Genomic DNA, 22,553 nt, shown 5'->3' on the forward strand with positions numbered 1-22,553 from the left:
AACAAGATTCCTCCATCCTTCGAGATTCTTGTTCATTTCCTTACCGGAAAAAAGAACACAGCCACCTTCCGCAATCACCGGCAAGCAATCGCATCAAACTCTGTACAGTGCCATTCCGCAAAGACACTGAAAATCACACGGCTCACCACAGGAAGCCTCCACCCAACAGGGTGCGAGGTTGCCTCGAGACAGAGCATCAAGAGCGTCCGCAGCATGCTCTTCCCAACGTCGCAGAAAAGAGTCCAGCTCCTCAGCGGTAGTTTTGATACAGTAAACATGTCTCAGATGTTGTACCGATCGGAGATCAATATATCCCGCGGCCAATCGGTTTGAACCTCCATCAATTTTGCTCACCAATCCTCTCTTGATGGCAAGGAGGTAGGCGGGAAGCTGAGGTGCCTGAAGATCCTCCCATATTTCCTTGTTTTGGGGAATCTTTCCTGTCTTATAATCCCAGCATATTATGCCCTCGTCAGGATGAAAATCCACTCGGTCCAGACGTCCTTTGAGAGTGATGGGGCAGTTCCTCAGCCGCAGACCATTGAAATCCGATTCCAATCCAATCCAACGCCACCCATCCTGAAGCCGGGACCATTCTTCTCGAAACCACTCCGGCAAAAGCCCATTCTCATGGTCTTCCGTCCCCAACAGCCGTTTCATTTCCACATTCCAGAGAGGAAGCAAGGCGTAGGGAGCAATGGCATGGGTCACGATTTTTCTGAGCTTTTCCAAGAAATCTGCAAAAGCCCCCCCCCTCGAAGAGGTATTGCGGCCAACAGCCCGTCCAAAAGATGCCAGTATTTCATGAATATTGCCCCCCCTAAGGGACGGCGACAATCCCCTCTCGAGTTCCGGCAACGGCTCCAGTCCGAGCATTTTCTGGAAAAAGAAACGGCTGGCACACGCCAGGAGAAACTCGAGCATACTCACTGAAATCTCGGCAGGAACATCCAAACCGTTCACCTGATAGGGGTTGGGAGAAAAACGGGGAAGCCCCCGCCCTCCGCAACCCTTTGTCGGAGGAGATCCTTCAGGGCGTCCCAGCCGGAGAGTCATATCTCCTTCTTCCCCATTCGAAGCCATCCCCAGGATTCCTTCTCTCACCCATCGCGCCCTCTGCAGCGCCGGCAGATCGTGCCGCCAGGGAATCACGGGCTTGAGCTTCACTTCTTCCGCTTCAGGCCAGAAGGGAGAAGGCAGCAAGGTCTCTCCTTTCTGATTCATCATAGGACGGCTGAATACCAGCTCGGGAGCCACGGCATGCAAATGTCCAAAAAGATGCCGGGCAAACTCGAATTGGCTCTCGACGGTCCCTCCCTGAACCCCCTTTCTCTCTTCAACACTCAGGAAGGGAAGAGACCTCACGGGCTGAGGCAGAACACCCGCAACAAAACCGGGGACAAAAAGATGCCGGAAAGAAAGCCCCCGTGCTTCGAGAACCCCAAGGATCTGTATCCCGGCATCTTCATACCCCGTTTCCTGAATGCTCACTTTCCCGGCAGCCGCATCCAGCCATGCGAGCCACTCCTGCCTTCTCATGAGGCAGTCGCCCAGGTCCCTTTCCACGGCTTCCATCAGCTCTTGAAGTCGCTGCCAGGCGATTTGGTCTCTTTCGTTGGCCAGCACAGGGAAACCCAAAAACTCCCAAAATCTGCGCAGATCTCTTCCCCAATCAACTCCTTTACGTGATCCTTCATCCAAAAAGACGGAGAATGCCCGCAACAGTCCTTCGCCTTCATGGGGCAAAAATTCCAGTTGCGAAGGTTCGAGAGCGCCCATCAGTGCATTCAACCCCTTTTCAATGCCCTGCTCCCGCCAGACCCAGTCCCACTGGCTTACCGCCCGGCTCCATGGAGCCAGCTTTCCATAGTACGGTGAACGCAGAAGGCTCAGGAAAAGCACTCGCGGCTCCCCCTCCCGTGCAAATTCCAGAGGCAGGAAAGCCGCCTTGAAAAGCGGCTGATGGTTGAGGGATTTTACGGGAAAGAGGTTGTAGGCACCCTCCTCTCCAGCCAGGGGAGAACCGAGCAGGTCTTCGAGGCATTTCGCCACAAGAGGAGAATAGAGCTGGGCATCCAGGATCACCACGGCCAGTTCGTGAAGAGGAAAGCGATGGGCGGCGGAAACAACATTTTCCATAAGAGCGTAAATTTCCTGTTCTGGATCTGCGTAGGTCGAGGCCGTTGATGTCCCGTTTCCCCCGGAAAGAGGAAACGGTTGGAAACGAGATTTCCCATGGAGGATTTTCAGAAGATTCTTTTCCCAGTATCCCGCAAATTCAAAACCAATGGCAGCCAGTTTGTCTGGAATCCATTCCGGCCGGCGACAGAGCTCCATGCAAAGCTTTTCCGGGAGGGCGGCCGGATGGAAAAGTCCCTCGGCGGTTAACCGCTCATCGTACTTTTTCCACAAAGCACGGCGCCATTCCACCAATTGATTGGCAGGATCACCATATTCCGGGTTCAGTCCATAGCGCAGACAATGTTCGAAGCTTTCATCCACGTTCAGGATGAGAGGAATATCCCAGGAGAGGGGCTCCGGTGGAGGCAATTCTTCGATGCAATCTCCCAGCAGTTGCCAACGCTTGAGAGGTGAAGCGGGCCAGGCTTCAGGCCAGAGGCCGGTCCAAAGCCTTTCCAACCATTGATTCAAGGTTATGATAAGAGGGGTTTCCCACCCTTCTCTTTTCGATTCGGAGAGCCTTCGGCGAAAACGCCACAGCAGTTGGTGAGCGAAACGCTCGCTTTCCGTCAACAGCACATACCCACTTGAGGCAAGATCCAGGAGCTTATTTTGCAAGTCGAGATTATTCATCGGTCAATCACCTCTCTCCTTATGGCCTAAATCGAGTTTGGAGTTTATCATGTCAGTGTCAATTCTTCCATCAAGGAAAGACTTTGACAAAGGCCGGAGAGGCTGCCTATATAAAAAGGTCGAACATCATTTGCAGGAAGTCCCGGCATCCTGAAGAAGCGGGAATTTTAACCGTAGCCGCCGGCAGCAAATTCTTGAGAAGGTCCCGAATCCATATAGGAAAACAGAGCGACCATGAAAAATGTATTTTCCAATGTTTTAGAATCTATCGGCAACACGCCGCTCATTCGCATCAATCGACTGAATACAAACCCTCATGTCACACTATACGCCAAATTGGAAGCCAGGAATCCAGGGGGCTCCATTAAAGATCGCACAGCACTCTCAATGATCGAAGCGGCAGAACGGGATGGACTGCTCACGCCGGACAAAATCATCATTGAAGCTACAAGCGGCAACACAGGCATTGGTCTGGCAATGGTAGCAGCCGTGAAGGGATACCGCATCATGCTGGCCATGCCGGAAACGGCGAGCCTGGAACGGCAGAAGATCTTGAAGGCCCTTGGAGCCCAGTTGCTGCTCACCCCCGGCGCTCTGGCGACGGACGGCGCCATCGAAGAGGTCTACAACCTGGTCAGGGAAAACCCCGATCGCTATTTCATGGCCGACCAGTACAATAATCCCGCCAATCCAGCCGCCCATCGCTTCGGAACGGGTCCGGAGATCTACGAGCAAACGGACGGCAAGGTGACCGCCGTCGTCGTCACGCTCGGAACCACGGGTACAGCCATGGGCATTCTGCAGGCCATGAAGGAAAGAAATCCCGCTATTGAAGTTGTCGCTGTGGAGCCTTATCCAAGCCACAAGATTCAGGGTTTGAAAAACATGAAGGAATCTTATGTGCCCGGGATTTTTGACCGTCACTCTCTCGATCGCATCGTGCACGTGAAAGATGAAGAAGCTTTCGAAATGGCACGCAGGCTGGCCCGGGAGGAAGGTATTTTTGCGGGCATGAGTTCGGGAGCAGCGATGGCCGCCGCAGTACGACTCGCCAACGAAGTCACGGAGGGGGTCATCGTGGCCATTCTCCCCGACGGCGGAGATCGGTATCTCAGCACCAACCTCTTTACCACCATGCTGGAACCCGATTTTCGCTTCTTCAATCTTCTCGGCAGAGAAAAAATAGACTTCAAACCCGTACAGGAAGGAAAAGTGCGGGTCTTCGTGACAGGTCCCCCCCTGGATCAACTTCTTACCCTTCAGGAATCACGCCGATTCATTCTGGCGGATCTCCTTACACGGTTCCTCCTTTCCAAAGGTTTCTCCGTGAACCAGGTCATCCTCATTCCAGACCTGGACAGCCGCACGATTCAAGGGGCATGCACGGCCAAAATGGACCTGGCCTCCTACACCCAGCAGCAGGTGGATCATTTCTTGGCCGACCTCGACAGTTTGAAGGTTCAGCGAGCATACCGCTACCCTCGCACCACCGAACACATCGACACTATCGCGGAGTTTACCAAATCTCTCATTGAAAAAGGTGCAGCCTATGAAAAGTTGCGCTCCGTTTACTTCGACCTTTCCAAGAGCAAAGACTATGGAGCCCTCTCGCGCATCAATCTGAAAAAAATACGGCTGGGAACCACTGTCGACCTGGATGCCTATGAAAAGCAAAACCCAAGGGATTTCGCCCTCTTGAAACGTGCCACACTCGCCGAACTCAAACGGGGCAGTTTCATGAAAACCGATTGGGGCAACGTGCTTCCAACCTGGCATATTGCCAGTGTCTCTGTCGCCTTGCATGATCTGGGCTCCCCCATAGACATTCAGGTGAGCAGCGTGGACTTCCTTTTTCCGCACCTTGAAAATGTTCGGGAGATCGGAGAGGCTTTGACAGGAAAACCCTTTGCCAATGTGTGGATGGTTTCCGAACGCATCTGGTCCAACAAGGAAGAAAAGGCTCAAAACGGAATAGACGAAAACATTTCCATACGGGAACTCATTGCCGGCGGATACTCGCCCCTGGAGATTCGCTACTGGCTGCTGAGCACTCATTACCGCAAGCCCATTCATGCGACTCCTCAAAACATTCAAAATGCCGTACGGGGATATCAGCGGTTGAAAGAATTCATCCGCCGCGTAAAGTATTCCCAGGCTGGCGGTGAAGAGCACAAACTGATTCCTGAAATACTTTATGCTCTGGAACATGATTTCTTCGATGCCCTTGCCGATGATCTGAATATGCCCAATGCCATTGCAGGCCTTTTCAAGTTCATCCGGCAGATCAATCCCATCCTGGAACAGTCACAGTTCAGTGAGGCGCAACGCAAGCAAATTATGGATGTTCTACAGAACTTGAATGGAATCCTCGGTGTCTTTGACATGGACCTGCAACCGCTGGATGAAAAAGAGGAAAAGATCATCAAAGAGCGGGAGGAGGCACGAAAATCAGGGGATTGGGAGAAAGCGGACCGCCTGAGAGAAGAACTTCTGGAGCGCGGAATTCAGATTTTAGACAGCCCCACCGGCACACAGTGGGAACGCGTGGGAAGAAAAGCTTGGTACTCGAGATCGTAATTACGCGGCCATTTCTTTGCAGGAACGGCTTCCAGCCGTGACAGGAACCGACAACCACACACCTTGTCGCGGCAGGATGCCGCTCCTACGAAAACGTATGGGTAAGCGGGTGCGTAATTACGAAGACCAGTACTTAGAACCTATCCGGAAACCACCTGTAGACTTTGCGACACCCCCCTTAGTCCCCCCTCGAGGGGGGAATTAAAGGGGGTGTCCGCTGCCGAGGTAGGTTTTTGGATAGGCTCTTAGGTAAGGGGTCGTTCATTGACGGCCCCCCCAGCATATGGACTCAGGATTCGAAGGACTTGCCGGCCAAAGAAAAACGTGGGCTGGAAATATTAACCCTTCGCCCCTTCACATATTGAGGTTCCAGGTCTAATTTCCATCTACCTCTTCACGTCTGCAGCTTATAAAAAATCCCAAACGCCCTCCGCAAGCCCGATGGAATGGGTCGCTTCGAAAAGGCGTATCGCTTCCTCGAAGGTCTGAGCCGTGATGCGATTTTTGTATTCCGTGGAAAGGACATTGAACCTGGCTGCAAACGCTTTGTTCGCCTTTTTGATGTCGCCTCCCGTATTGCCCGTTTCCACCGCCCAACGCCACATTTCCTGCCAGAGCTCGTCGGGAACGCCGCGATAGGGCCGTTTGACATATTCACGGTTTTCCGTAGTGATCGCATTCCCGTTTTGGTTCATCCCGAGACCGAAAGAGATGTTCTGCCAGAAAGTTCCCACGTTTCCTTTGCGAATCCCGTATTGAATGAATAAGGAAATTTTATCCAGAGAAGTTCCCGTGATTCCGTGTTGAGCGATATCGACGCCCCACGGCTGAATGGCATCCCAGATTTTCCTGGTCAGATCGAGCTGAATGCCCTCATGGGCCGTTCCAAAATAGGTTCCGTGAATCGAGCCATTGTTGATGGCGAGCAAATCGGGCCGAATTCCATTTTTGTTCAATTCCCCGATGAACCATTCCGCCTCTTCAGGCTGAGTGAAACCTTCCGCCTTCCCACTCTTGGCTCCAATTTCTCCCAGTTCGACTTCAAGGCTCAGGCCGGCTTCAATGATCGGTTTTGCGAGTTCCAAGGTGGCCGCAAGGTTCTTTTCGTTCTCCATATGGGAAGCATCTATGGCAAAGGAGGTAAAACCAGCCTCCAGTTCCTGCGCTATAAGATTTCTGACACTTTCCACATCTTCCATTTTTTTGACGGTAAGATGATCTGCGTGAATGGCGAAAGGGACTTCGGTATTGCCCAATCGTTCATTCTCCTGAACGATGAACTCGACAAAAGTCTTCGGGGAAAATTCGGTATAAGTCATCTCGGATTTGGCAATTTCGTACATGACGGGGGCTTTGGCAGCCATGGATGCCTGAACAATTCCTGCAACGGGCAGGCGACAACGCATATTGGCTGCCATGATCATTGCGTTGTGCTTTTTTGCTGCTGCAATGAGCGCTTTCCCATTGACCAGGGGCACAAGGCTGTCTGGAAAACGCTTCTTTACATTTTCTGGACGTAATTCCATATTTTGCTTAGTCATTATATCACCTCACGTTATCTATTATCTATTGGTTTTTATGGACAGGAGACCCCTCACGTTATCTATTCGATGGACACGATACTTGTTCTATAGGCGAATCCCCGTTAAACTTCAAGAAACAAAAGATCGAGTCGCTTCAGGTTGATTTTGAAGGCGCAAAAGGAGCCTGCATTTGAATGCAGATTGGATTTCCCCAGAGCAGAAGTCGTTATTCCGGAAAAAAGCAATCGAGGAACAGAACGACGCTCCACTCTCCCTTGAGTACAACGGAACAGGTAAGGTAGCGGAAAGAATCCGGCGCATCGATGATTACCGCAATTCAAAAAACATCCTGGTTTCTCTTCACCCCTCTCTGCGCCAGACCTGTCTGAATGTCCTTGCGGACCAGAAAAAACTCCTGATTCCGACTCCAGGACTTCAAAAGGGGTTCATGCTCGTCTCCCCCACCTCCGTTCCTCCCCAAAAAAGGAAACTCGCCATTCGCCCCATCCCCAACAACCCTTTTGGCAGGAAAATGCCCTATGAAGAACCCTTCCAAGGCCTTGTCGATTTGATCATCACCGAAGCTTTTTTGCTTGGAAGAGATGGAACACGCATGGGAGATGGGTCAGGGCATCTGGACATCCAGTGCGCCATCCTCTCTTCCCTGGGGTGGCTCTCCCCGGATGTTCGTGTGTTGGCCGTGGCTGATGATCGGCAAATCGTACCTTCGGTTCCCGTGGAAAAGACAGATGTACGGATTCATTGGATTGTCACTCCCACTCAAGTCCTTGCGGCTTCCCATGATGAGCCGTTCTCCTGCGAAATCTCATGGGAAAAACTGAGCAAAAAGCAGATTCGACGCAACGAGGCTCTCTATTTTTTGAACCGCCGGCGGCTCATCTCGCTGCCCCATTAGCATGAGCCATGAGCCTTTTTTATAAAAACCTACGCACCTGAAAAAAGATGGATTCGTAAGATGTCGTCATCCCAGTGAAAGGCGGGGGCTAGGAGTTTTGTAAGCTACTAAAAACACTGGATTCCTCCTTTGATCGGAATGACAAAATGGCACTTTTCGGGACTTTTTGTGAGACCATCAAAAAAACTCTTGCTCTATAATCCAACAATATCTATTGTACCCCCGCACTTTATTCACTATTATTTTTTAGTTAACTGAGAGACAGGAAGCATCATCCATGAAGATTCGGGGCCTTTTGTTGTTGCTGTTTTTTTCCGTCGTTGCGATGACTCTCCCTCCCACCATTTCGGCCGAAGAGGAATTTACCGCGACGATAAAGCGTTATCCCTACCGCATACCCGACTTGACGGTCATTGGATCTCCTACGGCCTACATCATTCAGCCTAAAGACACCTTGCTCGATATCGCCAGGCGCAATGCGCTGGGCTATAACGAAGTGGAACTTCTCTACCCTCGCATGGATGCATGGGTTCCCCCCAACGGCAAACGCATTACCGTCCCGACTTTCTGGGTTCTCCCCCCGACGCAACACGAACAATTGGTCATCAATGTCGCGGAACTGAGGCTCTACTTCTTCGACAGGACGACTTCCACCGTCCAGACCAATCCCATCGGGATCGGCGATGAGGGTTGGGAAACTCCTCTGGGAACCTTTTCCATCACCGAAAAACGCCCCAATCCGGTATGGTATGTCCCGCAATCCCTTCAGGCAAAGTATGGTATGGCATCCATGCCGCCGGGTCCCGAAAACCCATTGGGTGAATTCGTAATGAAATTTTCCGCCGGCGCTTATGGGATTCATGGAACGGCAATGCCCTGGGGTGTTGGACGTTTGGTGAGTCATGGCTGCATACGGTGCTATCCCGAACACATCCGTATCCTTTACCCTCAGGTCCCCATAGGCGCAAAACTGGAGATCATTTATGAACCGGTTAAGATAGGCCAGAAAAACGGACAGATATTCGTAGAAGCCCACCCGGACGTCTATCGTAAAATTCCTGATTATATGCAGTATGCTACGGACAAGCTTGCAAAATGCCCTCTGGCCGATCGTGTAGATATGAATAAATTTCATATGGCCATAGATCTTCAGAACGGGGTGCCAACAAATATCACTCGCATCTCCGCTGAAGATTTTTCTCCAAAATTGGTTGGATTTTCACAAGAATGATCAACACTTTTTTTCCTGTCGGACCGCAAGGAATGGGCTATTTCAACTCGAAAATCGCTCAAAAATTTTCTTGATTTTATTGCCTTTCTAGAGTAGCGTATTTCGAGATTTTGTGGAAACGGGTTGGAATGTAGATTTAAAATTATATTTGAATTTTGGCCAATCGATTTCGAGGGGGGGTGAGAAGGGCAGGAACCCTGAGGAAGATTGTCAAAAGAGGCTGAGGTTGTTTTTTTGTGATAGTTTTCTTTTTTTTGAGGAGGAGAGAGATGAAAAGAGTATTGTCCGTTCTGTTTGTTGTAGCTTTGGCATTCACCATGATTTCTGGCTGTGCTTGTTCCCAGGATGCAAAGAAATGCCAGGAAATGTGTGCCACCGCCATGGATAAGGCACAGGCAATCGAGCAACAATGTACTTCTAGTGCAAGAGCTGCTGAAGCCGCTGCACAAAAAGCCGAAGCTGCTGCTCGTAGAGCCGAAGCTGCTGCAGACAAAGCAGAATCTATTTTCATGAAGCACATGAAGAAGTAATTTGATTTCCATTTGCATTCAAAAATAAAGGCTGGCGAAATAGATTTCGCCAGCCTTTATTTTTCTACCCCTCTATTCCCTGCTTCAACATCAGCCGGTCAAAGAAATACTCCATTCAATTAAGGCTCAATGAATTCAGTTGACCCTGACCAGGATATCGAAAAAAACTCCCTCCACGAGAGCATTTCTCATCATCACATCAAAGACGGTGTGATGAAAAACAGGCTAATTGATCCGCAGATTGCACAGCTTTTCGCAGATCAAGAAGAGTCCTCTTTTCTTGGACTTGGTGGGATTTAATCCGTGCAATCTGTGCAAGCTGCGGATACACACACAAAGCTACTCCCCCTTGCCATCATTTTTGGATTTATCCACACTTCCAAAAACAAACTTTCCAAGCAACTGTTCGATATCCAAAGGGGGCTGTGTATCCTGTATGGTCCCACCAGGCTGAATGTAATCCTCAGAGGCGCCAGGACTTATTGCGATATACTTGTCGCCAATGATTCCCATCGTTTTGATGCTGGCAATGACATCATCCTCCAATTTAACCCCATCCTTGATGTTCAAAGTAACCTCTGCTCGGCCATCTTTTAACTTAATGGTCTTCACTTGACCGATGTCGACTCCCGCCATGGTGACAGCAGATTTTTCCTTCAGACCCGCCACATTGGAAAAGATGGCATGCACGTCGTACCCCGATCTCCCAAAGGGATGAACATCTCCCAGTTTGAAAGAAAGATACGAGAGACATATAAGACCAATCAGAAGAAAAAAACCCACACCCAATTCCAGCCCTTTTCGATCCATACCGTATTCCCTCGAAATTATAGTAAGATGGAGGTAATCACATAATCACTCATCAGAACCGAGATAGACGCGTAGACGACTGCTTGTGTCGTTGCCTGACTCACTTCTTCGGGCCCAAAACTTCCCTGATCCAGCCCGGCGTAGTAGCCCTTGTAGGAACAGATCCAGATCATCAGAACGGCAAAGCTGAAGGACTTCACAATCCCCATGTAAACGTCTTCCCAGACCACGCTCGATGTCAATCCATCCATGAAGGAGCCAGCGCTTACTCCCAGAAGTTGCACGCTGACGAGATACCCTCCGAAAATCCCAACGACATCGCAGTATGCGGTGAGCAGGGGCAGCGCAATCAAACCGGCAATGAGTTTGGGAGTGATGAGATATGAAAAGGGGTCGATGGCCATGCATTCCAACGCATCGATTTGCTCTTCGATTCTCATGATTCCGATTTCGGCACACATGGCGGACCCGGCTCGTCCCGTAACCATGAGGGCAGTGAGTACGGGCCCCAATTCCCGTATCAAGCTCAAAGCAACAGCAGATCCCAGAAGCCCTTCGGAACCGAATTTTGAAAGGGTGTAATAACCTTGAAGGCTCAATACCATGCCGGTAAAAGTCGCAGTAAAACCGATCACGAAAAAGGACTTGGTCCCGATAAATTGAATCTGTTTGACCGTAAACCAGTATTTACCGGGGGGTCTGGCAATACCGCGTACTACCATGTAAAGGAAGACCCCCATCCGCCCCAGGCTCTCCAACTGGTCGAGAACCAGAGCCCCGAGATACCGTACCAATCGCGTCATTCAAACTCTCCTTTTGGAACTTTGGAACTTGCCTCGAAGCGCCCTCGCAATTGACCTTCGATGATATCGAAAAAGCCGTCGCACCCCCCCGATAATGTGGTCCCATACGCCCCTTCCATTTCCCCTGCTCCGGAAGAACGGCAAGTCCTCCTCAAAGCCTGATCATCTGCTCAAAAGCCGATTCAGATATTTCTCCGTGCCGGCCTGCTGTTCATCCGCCTCTCTTTCAAGAAAACGCACCACCGTCTCATCACGGTTATTGCGAATCTCCTCCGGAGTTCCCGAAGCAAGAAGGCGACCATGATCCATGACCACCATCTGATCGGCAATTTTGAAGGCGCTCTCGAGTTCGTGGGTCACGACGATGATGGTCATCCTCAGGGTATCACGAAGCTCGAGAATCAAATCGTCGAGGCCCGCTGCAGTGATGGGATCGAGCCCCGAAGAAGGCTCGTCAACGAAAAGAATTTCCGGGTCCATTGCCAGAGCGCGGGCAAGGCCGGCCCGTTTCCGCATTCCGCCGCTAAGCTGCGAAGGCATATAGTCTCCAAAATCGGACAACCCCACAAGATTCAGCTTGATAAGGGTCATGATGCCGATCGTCTCGTCGGGCAGACGCGTATGCACCTTCAGCGGCACCGCTATGTTCTGACTCACCGACAGGGAGTTGAAAAGAGCTCCGCTCTGAAAGAGGACGCCGATCCGGCGACGATAGGCTTCCATACTCTCTCCACTGAATTTCCCCAAGTCATTGCCTTCAATGAAAATTTGACCGGGAGCGGTTGGCTTCAAACCGATGAGGTGGCGGAGGAGCGTGGTTTTTCCACATCCGCTGCGTCCCATGATCACCGTCACCTGCCTGCCGGGAATACTGAACCGGACATCGAAAAGGACCTGTCGTCCCTTGTAGTAGCTGTTGAGACCCTTGATATCGATCATGTTGAGAGAGGTCATCCTCACCGTCCATTTCCATCTTCAAAGCTGGTTTTCTTTGTCGAATACTTCACCGAGACGCGCCAGTCGAATCATCTGCCTCGCGTTCTCATTCAATCCTACAAGGTTGAACTCCCCGCCCTTCCGCCTGAGGAGCCTGAATACCTCAACCAGGACGGCAATTCCCGCGGTGTCCAGTTTGGAGGTCAAGGAAAAGTCGATTTCAAGTGTTTTCAGCCCTTTGATTTTGGCAATCTTGATGAGCTCTTTTCGAATATCCGCAGCAGTATTGAAATCGAATGCCCCCTCCAGCTGCACCACGGCTTCATGAGGTTCGTTTTGATAAAACTTGAGCGACACGGTAAATCCCCCCAAAGGAAGTATGAGACAGGACAAAGCCGCCACCCTTGGTCATGGGAGGCCAAAGCGATTGATTCCGGACTTTAAAAAACCATTTATATAAGCTGAATTTTTATGTTTGGGCGAAACAATTTAACCATAAGCAAAAACTTCATGAAGCAGGCATCCATGATCACAAGCTTGACCGCACCCTTAAAAAACCACTATACTTTCATCCTGTTTTGCATTTGTTTATTTTGTTTTTTCTCCAATGTCCACATATTGTGTCACACAAATCGGGAAAATTATACATTTGAAATCGATCTCATACAGAAGGAGTGGCCATGTCCTTGCAACCCGTTGAATCTCAAATATTGACCGCCATTTATGAAAGGCGCAGCGTACGTCATTTCCTGGATGCACCCGTCGACAAGAGACGCATCCTCGAGGCATTAAAAGCCGCCTCCTGGGCTCCTTCCGGCCTGAACAATCAGCCATGGCGGTTTGCTCTAGTCTCGGATGCCGCCCTGAAGGATGAATTGGCGGGGTTGACACGCTATGCAAACAGTCTGCGAAGTGCCGCCCTCCTTATCGCCGTTTTTATGGACAGGGAAAGCTCCTACGACTACGTTAAGGACTGCCAGGCGATCGGCGCCTGCATACAAAATCTTCTCCTCGCCTTGCATGCTCAGGGTCTGGGGGCGACGTGGGTGGGAGAAATACTCAAAAACAAAGAAAAAGTCGTAAAACTGCTGGACTTGCCCGAGCGCCTGGAGCTCATGGCGGTCGTGGTGGTCGGTGAACCGGCTCACCACAACCAGAGTTCACACCGGCGCCCCTTGGAAGAATTGATAGTCTTCGATAAATGAAACAGCCTGATCTTTAAAAAGGATGATACATGATTTTGGAACACTTTACGGTCGGTATGCTGCAGACAAACTGCTATCTTGTAGGTGATGAGGCATCCCGAACCGCCGTGGTCATCGACCCGGGAGGCGACAGCGATCGAATCGTTTGCCGCATCCGAGAACTGGACCTGAACCTGGCAGCCATCCTCAACACGCATGCCCACTTCGATCATGTCATGGATGCCTGGACCTTGAAATCGAAACTGGGGGGAGACATCTACCTGCATCCCAAGGATGAACCCCTTCTTAAAGACAAAATGGTGGGCATGGGGGCCGTATCGCGTTCTGCAGCGGGAGTTTCCGCTCTTAAAGTCGACCGGTCCCTCCGTGAAGGCGATTTACTGACCTTCGGCTCGATGCGATTCAATGTTTTGGAAACTCCGGGTCATAGTCCAGGCCATGTCTCTTTTCATCTTTCCGACGCCGACATCATTTTTGTGGGTGACACACTTTTTGCCGGTTCCATCGGAAGAACGGATTTTATTGGAGGATCGTACGATCAGTTGATACGCTCCGTGCGGGAAAAAATATTCACCCTGCGAGAGAAGACGGTCGTCTACCCCGGCCACGGTCCCCAAACGACCGTCGAATACGAAAAGAGAACCAATCCCTTCTTTGTTTAGGGAGTCGCTCTTGAAATCCTCATTTACCACGGAGGCACAGAGACTACAGAGGAATGCCATAATAATTCCAAAACCTTCTCCGTGCCCTACGTGTTTCCGTGGTGAATGACGGGATATTGGAATCCGCCAACGATACAATTGGTCATGCACAGGGAGGAGCAAGGCATGAAAAATCAAAAATTTCTTTACGGCTGGGCGGGAATGGCTCTCTTTTTATCGCTTACTTTCATTCTCCCGGGATGTGCCAATATCTGGGGCGGTGGAGGTTCCGCCCCTCCCAACCCCGTTTCTCAACAGTCATCCACCACCTTTGGCCCGGGCGCACCGTCCTCTTCAACCCCTTCAACCGCTCCACACCCGATGTTCTACGATTTTCCGGACATTCCGATTCCTCACGAACTGACTCTGCTGCCGGATGAATCTTATGTCTTTCAATCAGGGCAGTTCAAGGCGGGGCTGATCACGCTCAAAGGCAGAGTAGACTTGGGGTCCCTCATCAACTTCTTTCAGATGGCCATGCCCCGGGAAGGCTGGCAGGCGAAAGGAGGGTTTCGCTATCGCCGTTCCGTTCTTATTTTTGACAAGTCCGACAAAACCTGTGTCATCAATATTTATGAAAAACTTTACTACAGTTACGTGGAGATCTACGTCGCACCTGCCAACAGCCAGGTATAAGACGCGGCGCAATACGTACCCAAAGGGATACACATGCTGAACGGAAAATCCATTCTCCTGGGAGTGAGCGGAGGGATCGCGGCGTACAAAGCCGCAGAATTGGTTCGCTGCTTTGGAAAGCTTGGCGCAACGGTCCAGGTGATCATGACGGCGGGGGCTCAGAAGTTCATTACACCCCTGACCCTGCAGGCGCTTTCAGGTCAACCGGTCTGCACCGACATCTTTAACCTGGAACTCGAATCGGAAATCGGGCACATTCACGTGGCGCGATCCTCTCATCTGGTGGTTTTGGCCCCCGCCACGGCCAACCTGATCGGGAAAATGGCCGCAGGCATTGCCGACGACTACCTCACAACAGTCCTTCTTGCCACCACGGCGCCTGTCCTCATCTGCCCGGCCATGAATGTCAAAATGTATGAACACCCTCTCACCCAGAGAAATCTGCAAATCCTGCGAGAAATCGGATGCCATGTTCTCGAGCCGGGAGTAGGGTCTCTGGCCTGTAAGGAGGAAGGGGTTGGACGTCTGGCAGACCTCCCCCTGATTGTAGAAACGGCACATCGCCTTTTGACGGCTCCCGGTTTGAAAGGGAGGCGTGTTCTTGTGAGTGCAGGTCCTACGTGGGAGCCCTTCGATCCGGTACGCTACATCACGAATCCATCCAGCGGGAAAATGGGCTATGCCCTGGCCGCTGTTGCGGCAAGGCGCTGGGCGGATGTGCATCTGGTCTCCGGCCCGACTTCACTCCCTGCTCCCCTGGGGGTGCATCTCCATCGGGTAACGACGGCCCTCGAGATGAAAGACGCGGTCACAAAGCTGGCGGAGGACATGGACGTGATCATCATGGCCGCTGCAGTGAGCGATTATCGTCCGGTGGAAGCCGCTCCTCAAAAAATAAAGAAAACATCGGGCACCATGACCGTCCAATTGGAGAAAAATCCCGATATACTTCTTGCATTGGGCCGGGACCGCTCCGCCTCCAGACCCAATGTTCTGGTGGGGTTTGCGGCGGAAACAGAAAACCTCGTTCAACATGCCACGGAAAAATTGACCAAAAAGAACCTGGATTTCATCGTGGCAAACAATCTGACCCAAAGCGGTGCCGGATTCGGTGTCGATACCAATCAGGTGAAAATAATCGAACGGAGTGGAAAGATCATAGAGCTCCCCTGCTTAGCCAAAGAAGAAGTTGCGGAACGGATTTTGGATCGCGTGGAGCAGTTGTTGGCGGACGCGGCACACTATGAAACAGACTGAAGATATTCGCAAAGAACTGGCTGCGGAACTTGATCGCATCAAATGGATTCTATCCGGTCTGCGTATGAAAGGCATCCAGGATTGGGCCTCCCCGCATCCTCCGCCGGACGCGGACATGCCGATTTTGGAAGGTAATGTTTCCCCCCCAAAATCCCCTGAGCAGGCACTTCAGGAAATTCGCGAGGAACTGGGCGATTGTAAACGGTGCCGGCTCCACGAGGGGCGGAGGCATCTGGTATTTGGAGAGGGTTCCGCAAGACCCGTCCTGGTCTTTGTGGGGGAAGGCCCGGGGTTCGACGAGGATCGCCAGGGGCGTCCTTTCGTGGGAAGAGCTGGAAAGCTTCTGGATAAAATGATCCGGTCCCTGGGGTTGGAACGTGAACAGGTTTACATATGCAATGTCGTCAAATGCCGCCCTCCCAACAACCGTACGCCCAATCCGGACGAAATCGACGCCTGTTCCCCTTTTTTGACCCGGCAACTCACCACCCTCCGTCCTAAAGTCATCTGCGCTCTGGGAGCCTGTGCCGCGCAGACGCTTCTCGGCACCAGCAGCGCTATTTCGAAATTGCGCGGAAAGGTCCATTCATGGCGGGGGATTCCCCTGGTTTCTACTTTTCACCCGGCTTATCTACTGCGAAATCCCGCCCAGAAAGGCGCCACATGGCAAGACTTGCTGATCGTCCATCAAATTCTGCATGCAAACGAAAAGGATCATTAAATGCTGAAGGTTGCATTGAAGATGAGCAAGATATTGTTGCTGGTTTTCTTTTTCTTATTTCCGCTACTTTTCTGCAGTGCAGTTCTTTCACAGACATCCCACCTGAATATTATTGAAATCAAGGACAGCATCAATCCGGGCGTTGAAGATTTCATACAGTATGCCGTTGATCGATCACAAGAGGATGGCGCCGAGTGCTTGATCATCCTCCTGGATACTCCGGGGGGGCTCATGACTTCCATGCGAGGAATCGTCCAATCCATCATGAATTCACCGCTGCCCATCGTGGTGTATGTTTATCCCAGTGGAGCACAGGCGGCTTCGGCGGGCGTATTCGTCACCGTCGCGGCCGACGTTGCCGCCATGGTTCCGGGAAGCAACATCGGCGCAGCCCATCCCGTAACATCGACAGGTGAAGACGTTCCCGGCGTCATGAACGAAAAGGTCGTAAACGACATGCTGGCCATGGCACGGAGCATAGCAAGCGAGAGGGGCCGTAATGCCGAGTGGCTCCAGGACGCCATTCGAAAGAGTGTTTCCATCACTGCGGAAGAGGCATACGAGGAAAATGTCATCGACATGGTTGCCGCGGATCTCCCTTCTCTCATAAAGAAACTGGATGGCTGGGAAATCAGAAAAAAAGGGTTGATCAAAACTTTGCATACGGAAGGAATCGAACGGAGGACAATCGAAGCAGGCTGGCAGCACAAGATTCTTCGAGCCATCAGCAATCCAAATATTGCTTACATTTTACTCATGATCGGACTCGCCGGCCTTTATTTTGAAATCTCCCAACCGGGAGCCATTTTTCCCGGAGTCATTGGAGGCATCTCTCTGATTCTAGCCCTTTACGCCATGCAGACCCTTCCCGTCAACTACGCCGGTTTCCTCTTCATTTTACTGGCGATCCTATTTTTCATCCTGGAAATCAAAGTAACCTCCTACGGCATGCTCAGCATTGCGGGAATCATTTCCCTCGTACTGGGCTCCCTTATGCTCTTCAGGTCCCCGGACAACACAAGCCGGCTGGCTCTATCGGTATTCATTCCCACGGTTCTCACCGTATCGGGTTTCTTCGTGGCGGTAGCGGCGCTGGCCTTTCGTGCACAAATGGCCAAACCACAAACAGGAAAGGAGGCTCTCGAGGGTCTTGTGGGGGAGGTCACCAAATCCCTTTGCCCGGAAGGAAAAGTGTTCATCAACGGTGAACTCTGGAATGCCGTAGCGGATGAAGAAATAGGCGAGGGAGAAAAAGTCCAGGTGGTGTCGGTGGATAATTTAAAGTTGAAAGTGAAGAGGATCAGTGTTAGATAGGGCAAATTATTTTTTTATCCCCACAAAGCAAAATGGGTAGAGATAAGGAGCGGCGCATGCCTTTCTACGGTATCGTAGCCATCGTTGTTTTGGGAGTGATGTTTTTAGCGAACGCCATACGGGTCCTCAACGAATACGAACGTGGGGTGATCTTCCGTCTGGGGCGCGTCATCAACGCCAAGGGACCCGGCTTGATCCTTCTGATCCCCCTGGTGGATCGGATGCAGAGGGTGAGTTTACGCCTTGTGGCCACGGATGTACCCTCCCAGGATGTCATCACCCGGGACAACGTCTCGGTAAAGGTCAACGCGGTCATCTATTTCAGAGTAATCGATCCCGTGAAGGCCATCATCTCCGTTGAAAACTATCTTTACGCCACGAGCCAGCTCGCACAGACGACCCTGCGAAGTGTTTGTGGTCAGGCTGAGCTGGACGATCTCCTGTCGGAGCGGGAAAAAATCAACGCCCACATACAGGAGATTCTCGATCGGCACACAGACCCCTGGGGAATCAAGGTCACGATCGTTGAACTCAAGTACATCGATCTTCCCCAGGAAATGCAAAGAGCCATGGCCAAGCAGGCCGAGGCGGAGCGGGAAAGGCGTGCCAAGGTCATAGGCGCCGAAGGGGAATACCAGGCCGCAGCTCGCCTTGCAGACGCAGCGGAAATTCTTCAGGACCATCCTGTGGCTGTACAACTGCGTTACCTGCAAACACTGAGGGAGATTGCTGCCGAAAACAACTCCACTACAATTTTCCCCGTTCCTATTGATCTTTTTAAACCGTTTATCAGTTTAACTGAAATGTCTCGGCAGAAAGAGGCTACCCCTCATGACCCGGTGAGTCGCGACGAAGGATGAAAGTGGAGTCGGGATTCTTTCCCTGCATGAGGAAGTCGGGTAGGGAAACCCGACCTACCATTTCATGTAAATTGTCATTTCGGGAGCGGTACCCTGAACGGTGAAAACGAGCTCCCGGAGATCTGTTTTTTTAGGTAAGGAGCAAAGCAAAATGGGTAAGAAGAAAGAAAAAGTCGCCAAGGAAAAACCCCTGGAAAAAATGACCGCCAAGGAACTCCGAGAAATGGCCCTCGGCCTGGAGGTCATCGTGGGGGTTCACGCCATGAACAAAAACGAGCTGATCTCCGCTATCAAAGAAGTCAAGGGGATCGTAGAAGAAAAAAGCAAGAAGAGCGATATCGATGTTCGTCAGTTAAAGGCCAGGATTCGCGAACTCAAAGAGAAAAAGATTCAGGCAAAAGAAGCGGGCAATCCAAAGCTTGTCGATTTTCTGCGCCGCAGGATCAGCAACATCAAAAAGAAAACGCGTCGGGTCGCTGCATACGAGTGGTAACACCATGATTCACCGGTTCACCCGGCAACTGAGAGAAAGAACTTCAGCGGGATGCGCTCAGTACCGAAAATTGTAAATACGCGATCACTTCGCACGAATAAACGGCTGAAGCGGCTGCGTGATTGCGACGGTTGGTACTTTGGGTATTTGGCCCGATTTACTTCTTGGAAAGATCCATGCAAAGAGACGAAGCACTTCAACTCCTGGAAGCCCACGTTCAAACGGACACTTTGAGAAAGCACAGTCTGGCGACCGAAGCCGTCATGCGCGCGCTCGCCGAGAAGTTGGGCCAGAACCGTGACCTCTGGGGCGTTACGGGGTTGCTTCACGACCTGGATTTTGAGTACACTCGAGACAATCCCACAGAGCATGGGCGCAAGACGGTTGAATTGCTCACCCCCTTTGCATTCCCAGAAGAAGCTTTGAACGCCATATTGAGGCACAATGCCGAAGCCCTCGGGCTGGAGAGGGAAACGGCTTTCGATTATGCATTGACCTGCGCTGAAACCATCACGGGATTGATTGTAGCGGCGGCTCTGGTGCATCCGGACAAGAGAATCGGAAGCATCAACCCAAAATCCGTTCGGAAGCGCATGAAGAGCAAGGATTTTGCACGAAACGTCAACCGTGAACACATAGTTCTTTGTGAACGGATTGATATACCGCTGATGGACTTCATTGAATTGAGCATCAACGCCATGAATTCGATCAGCGACCAAATGGGCCTTTGAGGAATAATGGATCAGATGAGTGGAAACAGCAGCACTTCACGAGGAGGGGAATAATGCCAGTTAAAAAAAGTGTGATTGCGGCAATTGCGTCAGCGGTAAATACATACATTCAAGATGATGAGGCCGCGATGTTGGCTCAACAGCAGAAAAGGCTTGCGCAAACACCTACCCCGCCCTATAGTCCATGGGCGATGGCTGGACGGGCTGCTTCCATGGAAATGAGGCGGACGTGGCAGTTGCGCCTGGTCCGTTGAGTGATATTTCTGCTTTACCTCATTTTATATTGAATGATAAGGTAAAAAATTGAGGGGAAAGGCGCTTCCCGTTGAAATCGGTTTGAAATGACCATTTCCTGACAATGTAGGATATCCTGAGGAGCTTCGAAGGTTTTTTTTCATTTCACTTCTTGAGGATACGGAATCTAGTGCTGAAGTGCGTTGAGTAGAATATTTCGAATGGAAAAAGGAGATGTAAGGATGGAGAAGGTTCAGCATGGTGTGCTTACTTCCGGGCTGTTGGATGATGAAAAGGTTCCGGTGACCAATCCTGTCAAAATTCAGGATTTGACCTTCCGTGATGGGCATCAGTCGCTGTTTGCCACGCGCGGCAGAAATGAAGACTTTATGGAAATCGCCGAAGAAGTGGACAAGGTAGGCTTTTACTCCATGGAAGTCTGGGGCGGGGCAACATTTGACACCATGCACCGGTTTTTGAATGAAGATCCTTGGAAGTCCCTGCGGGACTTGAAGACGGTCATCAAGAACACACCGTTCTCAATGCTTCTGCGCGGCCAGAACCTTGTAGGTTACCGCAACTATCCTGACGATGTGGCCGAAGCGTTTGTAGAACGCGCTGCCGCCAACGGTATGGACATCTTCCGCGTTTTTGATGCCCTCAACGACTACCGCAACTTCGAAACGGTGGTCCGGGTCATCAAGAAATGTAACAAGCACTTCCAGGGTTGTATGTGCTACTCCCTGACCGAATCCCGCATGGGCGGCCCCGTTTACAATCTGCAATACTATCTCCAAAAGGCAAAAGATCTGGAGAACATGGGTGCCGACACCATCTGCATCAAGGATATGGCCGGTTTGATCAACCCCTACGACGCCTATACCTTGATCAAGTCCCTCAAGGAGACCGTCAAGATCCCCATCCATCTCCACAGCCACTTCACCTCAGGCATGGCGGATATGTCCCTCCTGAAGGCGATTGAAGCCGGTGTCGACATCGTGGACACCTGTCTCTCCCCCTGGGCATACCGGACATCGCACCCCGGCGTCGAACCCCTGGTGGCAACTCTGCGCGGCACGAACAGAGACACCGGTCTCGACATCAAGCAACTGGCCAAGTGCAGTGAATACTTCGAGAAGATTTCACCCAAGTATCGGCATTTGCTGGACGACAGAATGTCCATCATCGATATCAATGTATTGCTGCACCAAACTCCGGGCGGCATGCTTTCCAACCTCGTCAATCAGCTCCGCGACATGAACGCTTCCGACAAGCTCGACGAAGTGTTCAAACAGCTGCCCATCGTGCGCCGTGAACTGGGCCAGGTGCCCCTCGTCACTCCCACCAGCCAGATCGTGGGTATTCAGACGGTCAACAACGTTCTCTTCGATACTCCGAACGAACGTTACAAAATGATCACGGCTCAGGTTAAGGACCTTTGTTACGGTCTTTATGGTAAAACCGCTATCCCTATTGATCCTGAAGTCCAGAAGAAAGCGCTCAAAGGCTATCCCAGAGGCGAAACTCCCATCACCGGCCGTCCCGCCGATTATCTCGATCCGGAACTCCCGAAGGCGGAAAAGGACGTTGAAGGGTTGGCCAAAGATATCGATGATGTGTTGATTTACGCCATTTATCCCACCACTGGAAAGCGATTCCTCAAGTGGAAGTACGGACTGGAAGAAATTCCCAATGAAGTGAAACCCAAGACCATGGAGGATGTAATGAGGGAACAAGAGTTGATCAAGAAAGCGAAAGCAGGCCTGCTCGTCGAAAAACCCGCAAAAGAAGCCCCCGCCAAAGGACCTGGACTGCGTACTTTCAACGTTTTCGTTGATGGCGAATATTTTGAAGTCGAAGTAGAACAAATTGGTGGCGCTGCTCCCGCTATTACTTCCATCACTCCTGCAGCCCCCGTGATCCCCCGTCCCGCACCTGCTGCAGCAGCTCCCGCCCCTGCCCCCGCAGCTGCCCCCGCTCCCAAGCCGGCAGCAGCTCCTGTAGAAGGCGGCACCGCTGTTACAGCTCCCATGCCCGGCATGATCATTCGCTATGAGGTAGCAGAAGGCGCTACTGTAAAAGAAGGCGATGTTGTTTTGATTCTGGAAGCCATGAAAATGGAAAATTCTATTACCGCTCCCTGTGCAGGAACTGTGAAACAAATCAACTTCAAAGACGGTGAAAGCGTTCAAAAAGACGATGTTCTTGCTGTAATCGGCTAGTGGAAACTCAAAATCAAAGTGAGAGAGGAGTAGTTTAGA

At 51.2% G+C, this 22,553-nt stretch carries 21 protein-coding genes; 15 read left to right on the plus strand and 6 right to left on the minus strand.

The genetic code is table 11. From position 1 onward, the window contains the following. Positions 1-93: 93 nt before the first annotated feature. Positions 94-2,814: a PD-(D/E)XK nuclease family protein gene (locus QMG16_RS08220; protein ID WP_281793487.1), complete on the minus strand. Its 2,721-nt coding sequence runs from the start codon at positions 2,812-2,814 to the stop codon at positions 94-96. 234 nt (positions 2,815-3,048) lie between these two features. Between QMG16_RS08220 and QMG16_RS08225 the strand changes: the two genes are divergently transcribed. Beyond that, positions 3,049-5,391 carry a cysteine synthase gene (locus tag QMG16_RS08225; protein ID WP_281793488.1) on the plus strand — a complete coding sequence of 781 codons (2,343 nt, stop codon included), beginning with the start codon at positions 3,049-3,051 and terminating at the stop codon, positions 5,389-5,391. Between the two features lie 407 nt (positions 5,392-5,798). Here QMG16_RS08225 and QMG16_RS08230 read toward each other — a convergent pair whose 3' ends face one another. Then, a complete protein-coding gene (locus tag QMG16_RS08230) occupies positions 5,799-6,932 on the minus strand; it encodes a class II fructose-bisphosphate aldolase (RefSeq protein ID WP_281793489.1) in 1,134 nt (377 codons plus the stop codon). A 172-nt stretch (positions 6,933-7,104) separates the two neighbouring features. Between QMG16_RS08230 and QMG16_RS08235 the strand changes: the two genes are divergently transcribed. The 3 genes from QMG16_RS08235 (at position 7,105) to QMG16_RS08245 (ending at position 9,591) form a co-directional block, all read left to right on the plus strand. Beyond that, positions 7,105-7,830 carry a 5-formyltetrahydrofolate cyclo-ligase gene (locus tag QMG16_RS08235; RefSeq protein ID WP_281793490.1) on the plus strand — a complete coding sequence of 242 codons (726 nt, stop codon included), beginning with the start codon at positions 7,105-7,107 and terminating at the stop codon, positions 7,828-7,830. Positions 7,831-8,107: 277 nt separating this feature from the next. Further along, complete coding sequence (locus QMG16_RS08240; RefSeq protein WP_281793491.1) at positions 8,108-9,061, plus strand: L,D-transpeptidase family protein; 954 nt, start codon at positions 8,108-8,110, stop codon at positions 9,059-9,061. A 269-nt stretch (positions 9,062-9,330) separates the two neighbouring features. After that, entirely contained in the window at positions 9,331-9,591 is a 261-nt protein-coding gene (locus QMG16_RS08245) for a hypothetical protein (RefSeq protein ID WP_281793492.1), read from the plus strand. A gap of 339 nt (positions 9,592-9,930) precedes the next feature. Here the strand turns inward: QMG16_RS08245 and mlaD are convergent, their stop codons facing one another. The 4 genes from mlaD to QMG16_RS08265 all read right to left on the minus strand — a co-directional run bounded on the left by mlaD (position 9,931) and on the right by QMG16_RS08265 (position 12,497). Beyond that, positions 9,931-10,401, minus strand: coding sequence for an outer membrane lipid asymmetry maintenance protein MlaD (gene mlaD / locus QMG16_RS08250; protein ID WP_281793493.1), 471 nt, complete (start codon positions 10,399-10,401; stop codon positions 9,931-9,933). A gap of 17 nt (positions 10,402-10,418) precedes the next feature. After that, complete coding sequence (locus QMG16_RS08255; RefSeq protein WP_281793494.1) at positions 10,419-11,204, minus strand: MlaE family ABC transporter permease; 786 nt, start codon at positions 11,202-11,204, stop codon at positions 10,419-10,421. Between the two features lie 162 nt (positions 11,205-11,366). Beyond that, positions 11,367-12,143 carry an ABC transporter ATP-binding protein gene (locus QMG16_RS08260; protein ID WP_281793495.1) on the minus strand — a complete coding sequence of 259 codons (777 nt, stop codon included), beginning with the start codon at positions 12,141-12,143 and terminating at the stop codon, positions 11,367-11,369. Between the two features lie 36 nt (positions 12,144-12,179). Then, positions 12,180-12,497, minus strand: coding sequence for an STAS domain-containing protein (locus tag QMG16_RS08265; protein ID WP_281793496.1), 318 nt, complete (start codon positions 12,495-12,497; stop codon positions 12,180-12,182). Between the two features lie 323 nt (positions 12,498-12,820). Here QMG16_RS08265 and QMG16_RS08270 point away from each other — a divergent pair, with 323 nt between their 5' ends. The 11 genes from QMG16_RS08270 (at position 12,821) to QMG16_RS08320 (ending at position 22,514) form a co-directional block, all read left to right on the plus strand. Next, positions 12,821-13,345: a nitroreductase family protein gene (locus QMG16_RS08270; protein ID WP_281793497.1), complete on the plus strand. Its 525-nt coding sequence runs from the start codon at positions 12,821-12,823 to the stop codon at positions 13,343-13,345. 29 nt (positions 13,346-13,374) lie between these two features. Beyond that, positions 13,375-14,007 (plus strand): MBL fold metallo-hydrolase, encoded by a 633-nt coding sequence (locus QMG16_RS08275; protein ID WP_281793498.1) that lies wholly within the window; start codon positions 13,375-13,377, stop codon positions 14,005-14,007. Between the two features lie 165 nt (positions 14,008-14,172). After that, entirely contained in the window at positions 14,173-14,682 is a 510-nt protein-coding gene (locus QMG16_RS08280; RefSeq protein WP_281793499.1) for a hypothetical protein, read from the plus strand. A gap of 33 nt (positions 14,683-14,715) precedes the next feature. Further along, positions 14,716-15,939 carry a bifunctional phosphopantothenoylcysteine decarboxylase/phosphopantothenate--cysteine ligase CoaBC gene (gene coaBC / locus QMG16_RS08285; RefSeq protein WP_281793500.1) on the plus strand — a complete coding sequence of 408 codons (1,224 nt, stop codon included), beginning with the start codon at positions 14,716-14,718 and terminating at the stop codon, positions 15,937-15,939. Then, positions 15,926-16,660 (plus strand): uracil-DNA glycosylase, encoded by a 735-nt coding sequence (locus tag QMG16_RS08290; RefSeq protein ID WP_281793501.1) that lies wholly within the window; start codon positions 15,926-15,928, stop codon positions 16,658-16,660. The genes coaBC and QMG16_RS08290 overlap by 14 nt, the downstream gene beginning before the upstream one ends. Beyond that, positions 16,661-17,974 (plus strand): NfeD family protein, encoded by a 1,314-nt coding sequence (locus QMG16_RS08295; protein WP_281793502.1) that lies wholly within the window; start codon positions 16,661-16,663, stop codon positions 17,972-17,974. 56 nt (positions 17,975-18,030) lie between these two features. Further along, complete coding sequence (locus QMG16_RS08300) at positions 18,031-18,834, plus strand: slipin family protein (RefSeq protein WP_281793503.1); 804 nt, start codon at positions 18,031-18,033, stop codon at positions 18,832-18,834. A 151-nt stretch (positions 18,835-18,985) separates the two neighbouring features. Continuing rightward, positions 18,986-19,327, plus strand: coding sequence for a Rho termination factor N-terminal domain-containing protein (locus tag QMG16_RS08305; protein WP_281793504.1), 342 nt, complete (start codon positions 18,986-18,988; stop codon positions 19,325-19,327). Between the two features lie 176 nt (positions 19,328-19,503). Next, positions 19,504-20,058 carry an HDIG domain-containing metalloprotein gene (locus QMG16_RS08310; protein WP_281793505.1) on the plus strand — a complete coding sequence of 185 codons (555 nt, stop codon included), beginning with the start codon at positions 19,504-19,506 and terminating at the stop codon, positions 20,056-20,058. A gap of 53 nt (positions 20,059-20,111) precedes the next feature. Then, entirely contained in the window at positions 20,112-20,312 is a 201-nt protein-coding gene (locus QMG16_RS08315) for a DUF8022 family protein (protein WP_281793506.1), read from the plus strand. 222 nt (positions 20,313-20,534) lie between these two features. Beyond that, positions 20,535-22,514, plus strand: a complete 1,980-nt coding sequence (locus QMG16_RS08320) for a pyruvate carboxylase subunit B (protein WP_281793507.1) — start codon at positions 20,535-20,537, stop codon at positions 22,512-22,514. Positions 22,515-22,553 lie beyond the last annotated feature (39 nt).

Origin of the sequence: Desulforhabdus amnigena (assembly GCF_027925305.1) — a bacterium.
In the GTDB taxonomy this organism is placed as follows: Bacteria; Desulfobacterota; Syntrophobacteria; order Syntrophobacterales; family Syntrophobacteraceae; genus Desulforhabdus; species Desulforhabdus amnigena.